We start from the raw sequence: 10,175 nt of genomic DNA on the forward strand, positions 1-10,175 counted from the left end.
TCGGGCTGCCGGTGCGGCCCTGGGTTTCCACCGCGCCGATGCGCAGCGGCAGCGGCCGGCGCGACAAGGCGGGGCCGAGCGCGATGAAGTGGCCGCGCTCCAGGTCGCGGAACATCTCCGCCTGCCGGCGCTCCATGCCCAGCAGGTCGGCGGCGCGCGCCATGTCGATGTCGAGGAAGGTGCGGCCCATCAGGAAGTTGGACGCCTCGGCCGCGACGTTCTTCGCCAGCTTCGCCAGACGCTGGGTGGCGATCACCCCGGCCAGCCCGCGCTTGCGCCCGCGGCACATCAGGTTGGTCATGGCGCCGAGCGAGACCTTGCGAGCCTCGTCCGATACCTCGCCGGCGGCCGACGGGGCGAACAGCTGCGCCTCGTCCACCACCACCAGCATCGGATACCAGAAGTCGCGGTCGGCATCGAACAGCCCGCCCAGAAATGCGGCGGCATGGCGCATCTGCATTTCCGCGTCCAGCCCCTCCAGGTTCAGGACGACGGAGACGCGGTGCTGGCGCACGCGGGCGGCGACCGATTGCAGCGCGGCCTCGCTGTGCTCGTCGGCCTCGACCACCACATGGCCGAAGCGCTCGGCCAGCGTGACGAAGTCGCCCTCCGGGTCGATCACCGCCTGCTGCACCCATTGGGCGCTCTGTTCGATCAGCCGGCGCAGCAGGTGCGACTTGCCGGAGCCGGAATTGCCCTGGACCAGCAGACGGGTCGCCAGCAGCTCCTCCAGGTCGAGCGTCGCGTTGCTGCCCGCGTTCGTCGCTCCCATGTCGATGCCGACCTTCATCCCGCTCGCCTCCCGCTCACCCGAACCGCCCCCGTTGGGGAGGGCCTTCCTATAGCGCAGGCGGGCGCAGCGATACGAGGATTCGATTCGGGACGGCCGGGCTGCGGACGGGGAACCACTCTCCGGCCGATTGAGCGGTTGTGGCGCGGATGAGCGCTCCGGTGGTGGGGCGGGTCTTGCAGTGGAGGGCGTTTTGACCATATTCTGGCGGACAGGAGGATGCGGCTGCTACCGCACCCCCCGTCCGGTCCGGTTACTTCAGCAGGTCAAGGATCGCCTTGATCAGCTGGAGCACCAGGACCAGGAGTACGAGTGCTTTCTCCACTCTGTCCTCCCAGGTAGGTGGGACGCGGGCGGTGGCCTGTCCGCCGCCCGGTTCCCACCGCCGCATGCATAGCGATGCGCGGTGGTGGGGGCAATGCGCATTCCACCGCACCGTGTTCAGACCCCATCTCTGATCAACCCGCGTTTTGGCGCGACTGAATCCTCTGCGTTCCGGACGGACTGCGGCGTTGTGCGACAACGCCGGGCTGTGGTCATGAAAACGCAAACAAGCTCTGTTACAAGCAGATGCCGCCCCATTGCGGGATCGGCGCTGGCGGACCGAGCGATGACTGTGCTGACCACGACCAAAGCCGGGACCAAGGCCGGACGGACGGATAGCGACCGAGCCGAGTCCTATGGCGCGAGCTGGAACGCCGTTCGCTCCGCCGACGGCGATGCTGCGGCGTTCGACTGGGCATCGGCGGTCGGCGCTCTGCGCTACGCCTTCCAGCCCATCGTCCAACTGCGCTCGGGCCGCTGCCACGGTTATGAGGCGCTGCTGCGCGGGTTCGAGCGCACCGGATTCGCCAATGCCGGCGAGTTGCTGGATGCTGCCGAGGCCGCGGGATTGCTGGCGACGGTGGAGACCGCACTGCACGCAAAGGCGGTCGCCGCCTACCGTGCGCTGTCGGGCTGGAGCGAGGCGAAGCTGTTCCTCAACCTGGACGCCAGGCTGATCGGGCAGCCGGACTCGCCCTGGCTGGCCCGCGATCCGGCGGCGTCGCGCAACAGCGGTATTGTGCTGGAGCTGTCGGAGAGCCGTCCGGTCGCCAGCGGCATCGCGGTGGATGCGGCGGTGGACCGCTACCGCCATGGCGGGGCCGGCATCGCCATCGACGATTTCGGCGTCGGCCATTCCGGTCTGCGGACGCTGTACGAGGCGCGGCCCGATTATGTGAAGATCGACCGCTTCTTCATCACCGGCATCGACGCGGATTCGCGCAAGCGGGCGCTGGTGGCGGCCCTGGCCGGCCACGCCCATGCGCTGGGCATCCTGATCGTGGCGGAGGGGGTGGAGACCGTCGCCGAGTTCTACACCTGCCGGGATCTCGGCTGCGACTTCGCCCAGGGCTTCCTGATCGCTCGGCCGCGGGTGGATTTGACCGGGCTGCCCAACCGCTATGCGATCGTCGAGGATCTCAACCGCCGGGACCGGCGCCAGCCCAGCGAGTCGCACCGCCGCCTGTCGGAGGTGATCGAACGGCTGCCGCCGCTGCGGGTCGATTCGCGCAAGACCGAACTGCTGGACTATTTCCGCCGCGACGGCAGCGCCTCCATCGCCCCGATCGTGGACGAACAAGACCGACCACTGGGGCTGATCCGGGAACGCGATCTGAAGCGCTTCGTCTATTCACGCTTCGGCGGAGAGCTGCTGCGCAACCGTGGACTGGGCGACCGGCTGGACGATCTGGTCATCCGCTCGCCGGTCTGCGACATCTCCATGCCGCTTGACCGGGTGATCGAAGCCTTCTCCACCGAATCCGCCGCCGACGGCATCGTGATCGTGGAGGGCGGCGCCTATGCCGGCGTGCTGTCGGGCGGCGCCCTGCTGCGGCTGGTGCATGAGCGCAATCTGGCGATGGCGACGGACCAGAACCCGCTGACGCGCCTGCCCGGCAACGCCGCCATCCTGCGCCACATCGAAGGGGCGCTGGCCGATGGTGCGCGCGGCCATGTGCTGGCCTATCTGGATTTCGACAACTTCAAGCCCTTCAACGACAATTTCGGCTTCCGCCAGGGCGACCGCGCCATCCTGATGTTCAGCGAGCGGCTGAAGGCCTGGGCCGGCAGCGCCGGGGCCTCCATCGACGCCGACGCTTTCGCCGGCCATATCGGCGGCGACGACTTCTTCCTGGGCGTCAGTGGCGGCGAGGAAGGCGAGGTGCTGGCCCGGCTGACGGAGCTGTTGGCCCTGTTCCGTTCGGATGCCGAGAGCCTGTACGACGCCGAAACGCGGGTCAGCGGCGGGTTCCTGGCCAAGGACCGCTACGGGGCGGTGCGACGTTTTCCCTTGCTGGCGGCCAGCGGCGTGGCCGTGGTGATCCCGCCCGGCTGCCACGGCCTGACTCCGGACACCATCAACGCCGCCATCGCCGACCACAAGGCCGCCGCCAAGGGTGCGGAGGACAAGCTGTGCGTGGTGCGGCTGGCGTGAGACCACGGCGTGATCGCCCCCTCACGCATAATCCCGGAAACTTTCCGCCGTCGCGCGGTCATAGCCCAGGCTGGCCCGCAGGAGCTGCAACGTGTAGGGCTCGCGCGCGGCACCGCGGCGCAGTTCCTCCACCGTCATCTCCTCCACCAGCCGGCCGCGGTTCATCACCGCCAGCCGGTCGCACAGGTTGGCGACGACGGCGAGGTTGTGGGTGACCAGCACCATGGTCAGGCCATGTTCGGCCCGCAGGCGGCGCAGCAGGTTCAGGATCTCCGCCTGGACCGACACGTCGAGCGCCGAGGTCGGCTCGTCCAGCAGCAGGATGCGCGGCTCCAGCACCAGGGCGCGGGCGATGGCGACGCGCTGGCGCTGACCGCCCGACAGCTGGTGCGGGTAGCGGAAACGGAAGGCGGAGCCTAATCCGACATCGCGCAGAACCCGGTCGATGCGCGCGTCGGCATCGCCCAGCCCGTGGATGGCGATCGGCTCCGCCAGGATGCGGTCCACCGTGTGGCGCGGATGCAGGGAGCCGTAGGGGTCCTGGAACACCATCTGGCAGAGCTTGTAGAAGCCCTTATGCCGCTTCGGCCCCTGTTCCGTGCCGGCGACCGCGATGCGGCCGGTCCACTCGTCGTTCAGGCCGCTGACCGCGCGCAGGACGGTGGATTTGCCGGACCCCGACTCGCCGACGAGGCCGAAGCTCTCCCCCTCCCGCACCGACAGGGTGATGCCGTCCACCGCCGTGACGGTATCGGTGCCCTGGCCGAAGCGGACCCGCAGGTTCCGGATGTCGATCATCGTCATCATCCCTCCAACCAGGCGGGATCGCGGCTCAGCACCGGCAGGTCGCCCGGCGGCTCGTCGATCCGCGGCAGGCTGGCCAGCAGGCCGCGGGTGTAGGGGTGCCGGGCGGCGTGCAGCTCCGAGGCGCGGCAGCTCTCCACCACCCGGCCGGCATACATGATGAGGATGCGGTCGCAGAAGGAGGCGACGAGGTTCAGGTCGTGGCTGACGAAGATCATGCCCATGCCGCGCTGGGAACAGAGGTCGTCCAGGATCGCCAGCACCTGCATCTGCACGGTGACGTCCAGCGCCGAGGTCGGCTCGTCGGCGATCAGCAGGTCGGGGTCGGGGATCAGCATCATCGCGATCATGATGCGCTGGCCCATGCCGCCCGACACCTCGTGCGGGTAGCGGTCATAGACCCGCTCCGGATCGCGGATTCGCACGGCGGCCAGCATTTCCAGCGCGCGGCGCTTGGCCTCGGCCGCGCCGGCCTTGCTGTGGACGCGGTAGGCCTCGGCGATCTGGCGGCCGACGGTCATCACCGGGTTGAGGGAGTATTTGGGGTCCTGCATCACCATGGCGATGCGCCGGCCGCGGATGTCGCGCATGCGCCTGGGCGACGCCGCCAGCAGATCCTCGCCGTTGAAGGCCAGCCGGTCGGCGGTCACTCGGCCCGGCGGCGGCACGAGGCGCAGGATGGAGCGGCCGGTCATCGACTTGCCGGAGCCCGACTCGCCGACGATGCCCAGCTTCTCCCGGCCCAGCGTGAAGGAGACGCCGCGCACCGCCTCGGCCATGCCGGTGCGGGTGGGGAAGGCGACGCGGAGGTTGGAGACTTCCAGAAGGGGAGTGTCGTCGGCCATCGCTCAATCCCCCTTCGGGTCCAGCACGTCGCGCAGCCCGTCGCCCAACAGGTTGAAGCCGAGGCTGACGATGAAGATGGCAAGGCCGGGCATGGCGGCGACCCACCATTGCTCCAGCACGTATTGCCGGCCGCTGGCGATCATCGCCCCCCATTCCGGCAGCGGCGGCTGGGCGCCGAGGCCGAGGAAGCCGAGGCCGGCGGCGGTCAGGATCACGCCGGCCATGTCCAGCGTCGTCCGCACGATCAGCGACGCGATGCACAGCGGCATGACGTGGCCCAGGATGATGCGCAGGCTGGAGGCGCCCTGCAGCCGGGCGGCGCTGATGAAGTCGGCGCGGCGGACGGTCAGCGTCTCCGCCCGCGCGATGCGGGCATAGGGCGGCCAGGAGGTGATGGCGATGGCGATCACCGCATTCTCGATGCCGGGGCCGAGCGCGGCGACAAAGGCCAGCGCCAGGATCAGCTTGGGGAAGGCCAGCGCGATGTCGGTGATCCGCATCAGCACGGTGTCGACCCAGCCGCCGAAATAGCCGGCGACCGTGCCGATCACCAGCCCGGCCAGCGGCGCCGTCGCCGCCACCAGCGCGACGATCATCAGGGTCAGCCGTGCGCCATGGATCAGGCGGGAGAGGATGTCGCGGCCGAAGGCGTCGGTGCCCAGCCAATGGGCGGCGCTCGGCGGCAGCAGCCGGTTGTTCAAGTCCTGGGCATAGGGGTGGTAGGGCGCCAGCACAGGGGCCAGCGCCGCGACGACGACCAGGGCCAGCACGATCAGCAGCCCGGCGACGGCCAGCCGGTTGCGGCGGAAGGACGTCCAGCCGGCCCAGGCGCGGCCCAGCCGGGCCTGTCCGCGGGACTGCGGCGTGTCGGTGGTCAGCCAGTCCCGCCATGTGGCGGATCGGGTGTCGGTGCGCGCGGTCATCGGGCCCGGGGATCCAGAAGGCGATAGAGCAGATCGGACAGCAGGTTCAGTGCGATGAAGACCGCGCCGACCACCAGCGTCCCTCCCAGCACCGCGTTCATGTCGGCGCTGAGCAGCGAATTGGTGATGTAGAGCCCCAGGCCGGGCCAGGCGAACACCGTCTCGGTCAGCACCGACCCCTCCAGCAGGCTGGCATAGGACAGGGCGATGACGGTGATCAGCGGCACGGTGATGTTGCGCAACGCATGACCCCAGACGACGCGGGTCTCCGACAGGCCCTTCACCCGGGCGGTGGTGATGTATTCCTGGCGCAGTTGGTCCAGCATGAAGCCGCGCGTCATCCGCGCGATGTAGGCGACGCAATAGAGGCCGAGGATCGCCGACGGCAGCACCAGATGCCCCACCGCGTTCCAGAAGATGTCGGTCTCGCCAGCCAGTAGCGCATCCACCGTCACGATGCCGGTCACCTGATCGACCATCCCCTCGTAGAAGACGTCGACCCGTCCCGGCCCCGGCGCCCAGTCCAGCTTGGCGTAGAACAGCAGCAGCGCCATCAGTCCCAGCCAGAAGATCGGCACCGAATGGCCGAGCAGGCCGAGCAGACGGATGGCGTGGTCTGGCCAGCGCCCGCGGTTGACGGCGGCGAACACCCCGGCCGGAATGCCCAGCACCGCCCCGACGATGGCCGCGACCGTCGCCAGTTCCAGCGTTGCCGGGAAGACGCGCAGCACATCCTCCAGCACCGGGCGCGAGGTCAGCACCGAGGTGCCGAGGTCGCCCTGAGCCACGTCGCCGACATAGTGGAGGAACTGCTGCCACAGCGGCAGGTCGAGGCCCAGCTGCGTGCGCATCTGCGCATAGCTTTCGGCATTCGCCCGGTCGCCGAGCGCGGACAGCACCGGGTCGATCGGCACCACGCGCCCGATCAGGAATGTGACCAGCAGCAGGCCCAGCAGGGTTGCGGCCACCGTGACCAGCAGGGTCAGGCCGCGTTTCAGCGTAGGCAAGACGACTCCCTCGCGGTTGGACGCGCCCAGTCGAACGCGCTCAAGGGAATCACAGTCGGGGCTTTGTGCAAAGCCCGTCAAGGGCATAGGGGGGTACGGGGAGGTGGTTGCTGCGTGTGCTGCGTGTGCCCCCTCCCCAACCCTCCCCCGCTGCGCGGGAGAGGGAGTCGGTTGCAGAGCGGCGGAGTTCCCTCTCCCGCTCAAGCGGGGGAGGGTTAGGGAGGGGGCATCCGCCGCTTGAACTGAACCCTCAGATCACCACGTCCCCGCCGGGCTGGGATCGCCATGGGCGCCGGCGGCCGGCTCGTGGTGGGCGAGCCAGCGTTCGGCCTCGAGCGCCGCCATGCAGCCCATGCCGGCGGCGGTGACCGCCTGACGATAGACCTTGTCCTTCACGTCGCCGGCGGCGAAGACGCCGGGGATGTTGGTGGCGGTCGAATCGGGCACCGTGACGATGTAGCCCGCGTCGTCCATCTCCACCTTGCCCTGGAAGATGCCAGTCGCCGGCACATGGCCGATGGCGACGAAGACGCCCGCCACCGGAATGACGCGCTCCTCGCCCGACTTGACGTTCTTGATGCGCACGCCGGTGACCGCGCGCGGGTTGCCCATCGTCCCGTCGCCCTCGCCGACGATCTCCTCGACCGTGCTGTCCCACACCACCTCGATCTTCGGGTGGCGGAACAGGCGGTCCTGCATGATGCGTTCGGCACGGAAGCTGTCGCGACGGTGGATGACCGTCACCTTGGTGGCGTGGTTGGTCAGGTACAGCGCTTCCTCCACAGCGGAGTTGCCGCCGCCGATGACCGCCACCTCCTTGCCGCGGAAGAAGAAGCCGTCGCAGGTGGCGCAGGCCGACACGCCGAAGCCGCGATAGATCTCTTCCGTCGAGATGCCGAGCCAGCGCGCCTGGGCGCCGGTGGCGATGATGACGCTGTCGGCGGTGTAGGTGTCGCCGCTGTCGCCCTTGCAGACGAAGGGACGCTGGGTGAAGTCGACGTCGGTGATCAGGTCGAACACCATCCTGGTGCCGACATGCTCCGCCTGCTTCTGCATCTGCTCCATCAGCCAGGGGCCCTGGATCGGATCGGCGAAGCCGGGGAAATTCTCCACATCGGTGGTGATCATCAGCTGGCCGCCCGGCTGCATGCCCTGGACCATCAGCGGTTCCAGGTTGGCGCGCGCGGCATAGATGGCGGCGGTGTAGCCGGCCGGGCCGGCGCCGATGATGAGGACCTTGGTGTGGTGCGTGGTGGCCATGGACGTGATCCCGCAAAATCCCGGCGAAGGGGAGTCGTGATTAAATCGGTTCTAGAAGCCGAACATATGGTCGAGGCTGAAGGCGCTGTCACCTGCAAGGCAGCCATGGTAGCCGAACAGGCGGCAGGTGGTGTCGCGGATCAGCACATAGGCATGATCGCCCGCCGCAATCCGTTCCGCTTCCGAAAACATCTCGTGATAGCGCCAGAAACGTGAGCCGCCACAGGAGATTTCCAGCCGCTTCCGCGCCACCTCCACACCGTCGCGGCGCCGCAGGATCAGCTTGGTGTCCGACAGGGCATGCCATGGCGTCGAGGCAGGGTAGACGAGGTGGCAGAGCGTGTCCCACGGATCGGTGCCCAGCCGCAGGAACAGGCGGGTCGACAGACCGGGCGGACGGCCATGGTAGCTCTGCGGTTCGTCGCGGTAGACCATCGCCATGTTGAACATGTGGCTGCCGAAGCTGGTCTCCGCCACATGGCCGGTCTTTACGTCCTCGTAACGGACCAGCGCGTGCAGCCAGCCGTCGGCAACCGTTCCGACTTCGAAATCATAGACCAGTTCGACGTGGCCCCAAGCGTCGACGACCGTCCGGTCGGCGACCAGCCCGGTGACGTCCAGCGCCCGGCTGTCGGAGCGCTTGAGGTTGCCGAAGCGGTGTTCCGCCACCGCCTTGCCGTTGCGGTCGTAGACCACGGCCTTCACCGGCAGCTCGGTCTGCGCCGTGCTCATCGGGGTGGGCAGCAGGGTGGTGCGCCAGCGGCCCATCGGCAGCAGCGGCGCCGGCAGGATGTGGCCCTTGCCGACCACGCCCTTGTCCACCGCTCCGCCGGTCAGCAGCGGCAGCTTGGGGTCGGGCTTCAGGTCGGTGCGCTCCACATTGGCGTGGGCCATGCGGCGGCGGCCGTCTGCGGCGACGATCTCGTAGCGCGGGCGGACGAAATGCTTGCCGGCCTGCACCTCGAACTGCTGGGGCCAGCGGGCTTCGGGGAACAGGCTGGCGGTGTCCAGTTCGATGGTGGCGAAGGCCGGGACGGCGCGGTCGAGCACGCGGATTTCCGGCGACCCCATCAGGTTCAGCCCGACGGCACCGGCCGGGATCGGGGTGGGGTGGCTGTTCTGGATCCACAACGACACCCGCTCTCCCTCGCGCGGGGCGGGCAGGCCGGCATAGAGGTCGGCCGGCCAGGCGTTGGCGTCGTGGGTGCAGGACAGCACCGTGTCGTCGTCGCCATAGGTGTCGAGGGCGTATTTGACCACGTCATGCCCGGCGGCGCCGATGATGTGCAGGAACAGCGACCCGCAGAAGGGGGACAGGTTGAATCGCTCGCGAACCTGTCGGCTGTCGATCACCACGGTTCCGTCCGACGGCGGCATCGGCTCCGTCCAGTCGGCGATCGGGCGGCCCTCGCCGTCGAACAGGCAGGCCCACAGCCGGGTGCCCTTGGCGCCGTAGCGCGGCCAGTAGTTGGCGGACACCACGCGGGTGTGGTGGCCGTCGCCGTCGCGGAACCAGGCGAAATTGGTCGCCCAGTTGAACTTCGACAGGTAATGGCCGGGGTCGTTCAGCATGTCTTCCGGCACGCGCATGGCGTCCAGCGAGACGACCCCCGCCTGTTTCGGGATCAGGTGGGCGATGTGGCCTTCCAAGCGCTGCGAATCGAAGGCGACGATGAAGACGGTGCGGGCGCCGCTGGCCGGCAGGTCGGTCACCGGGCGGGCGGCGTGGCCGAACACCTCTTTCCCCACCTGCTCCACGTCCTGGACATAGATGCCGCAAACCGGCACCGCCGACAGGTCATAGAACTCCGCCAGCCCCGACAGCAGGCCCATCGGGTCATAGACGGCCACCGGGCCGTATGAGGCCAGCCGCGCGATCAGGATCGCGGCCTTGGGCGCCGCCAGCGGATGGCCCACCGCCTTGAAGAAGCTGGAGCCGCCGGTGACGTTGGAAAAGGTCTCGATCCGAAGGGGCATCAGGGCACACACGCGCGATAGCAAAGCCAGGGCGTCGGTTATAGCCCCTTCGGCAGGGTAGGCGACAGTGATTTGCAGGCGACCGGATT

At 68.8% G+C, this 10,175-nt stretch carries 8 protein-coding genes; 1 reads left to right on the top strand and 7 read right to left on the bottom strand.

The window, feature by feature from the left end; translation table 11 throughout:
• Positions 1-790: ATP-binding protein (locus VD964_RS24200; RefSeq protein WP_324871050.1), on the bottom strand; the 790-nt coding region annotated here is incomplete at its 3' end.
• A gap of 610 nt (positions 791-1,400) precedes the next feature.
• Between VD964_RS24200 and VD964_RS24205 the strand changes: the two genes are divergently transcribed.
• Entirely contained in the window at positions 1,401-3,269 is a 1,869-nt protein-coding gene (locus tag VD964_RS24205; protein ID WP_324871051.1) for a GGDEF domain-containing protein, read from the top strand.
• A 21-nt stretch (positions 3,270-3,290) separates the two neighbouring features.
• Here VD964_RS24205 and VD964_RS24210 read toward each other — a convergent pair whose 3' ends face one another.
• The 6 genes from VD964_RS24210 to VD964_RS24235 form a co-directional block, all read right to left on the bottom strand.
• Positions 3,291-4,067: an ABC transporter ATP-binding protein gene (locus VD964_RS24210; protein ID WP_324871052.1), complete on the bottom strand. Its 777-nt coding sequence runs from the start codon at positions 4,065-4,067 to the stop codon at positions 3,291-3,293.
• 5 nt (positions 4,068-4,072) lie between these two features.
• Positions 4,073-4,918 carry an ABC transporter ATP-binding protein gene (locus VD964_RS24215; RefSeq protein ID WP_324871053.1) on the bottom strand — a complete coding sequence of 282 codons (846 nt, stop codon included), beginning with the start codon at positions 4,916-4,918 and terminating at the stop codon, positions 4,073-4,075.
• Positions 4,919-4,921: 3 nt separating this feature from the next.
• Positions 4,922-5,842, bottom strand: coding sequence for a nickel transporter permease (gene nikC, locus VD964_RS24220; protein WP_324871054.1), 921 nt, complete (start codon positions 5,840-5,842; stop codon positions 4,922-4,924).
• Positions 5,839-6,849, bottom strand: coding sequence for an ABC transporter permease (locus VD964_RS24225; RefSeq protein ID WP_324871055.1), 1,011 nt, complete (start codon positions 6,847-6,849; stop codon positions 5,839-5,841). The genes nikC and VD964_RS24225 overlap by 4 nt, the downstream gene beginning before the upstream one ends.
• 255 nt (positions 6,850-7,104) lie before the next feature.
• Positions 7,105-8,109 carry a thioredoxin-disulfide reductase gene (gene trxB / locus VD964_RS24230; RefSeq protein WP_324871056.1) on the bottom strand — a complete coding sequence of 335 codons (1,005 nt, stop codon included), beginning with the start codon at positions 8,107-8,109 and terminating at the stop codon, positions 7,105-7,107.
• A gap of 51 nt (positions 8,110-8,160) precedes the next feature.
• A partial coding sequence (locus VD964_RS24235; RefSeq protein ID WP_414637258.1) for a hypothetical protein occupies positions 8,161-10,175 on the bottom strand: 2,015 nt, incomplete at its 5' end.

The sequence above is a fragment of the Azospirillum sp. genome (assembly GCF_035628975.1).
Classification (GTDB): domain Bacteria; phylum Pseudomonadota; class Alphaproteobacteria; order Azospirillales; family Azospirillaceae; genus Azospirillum.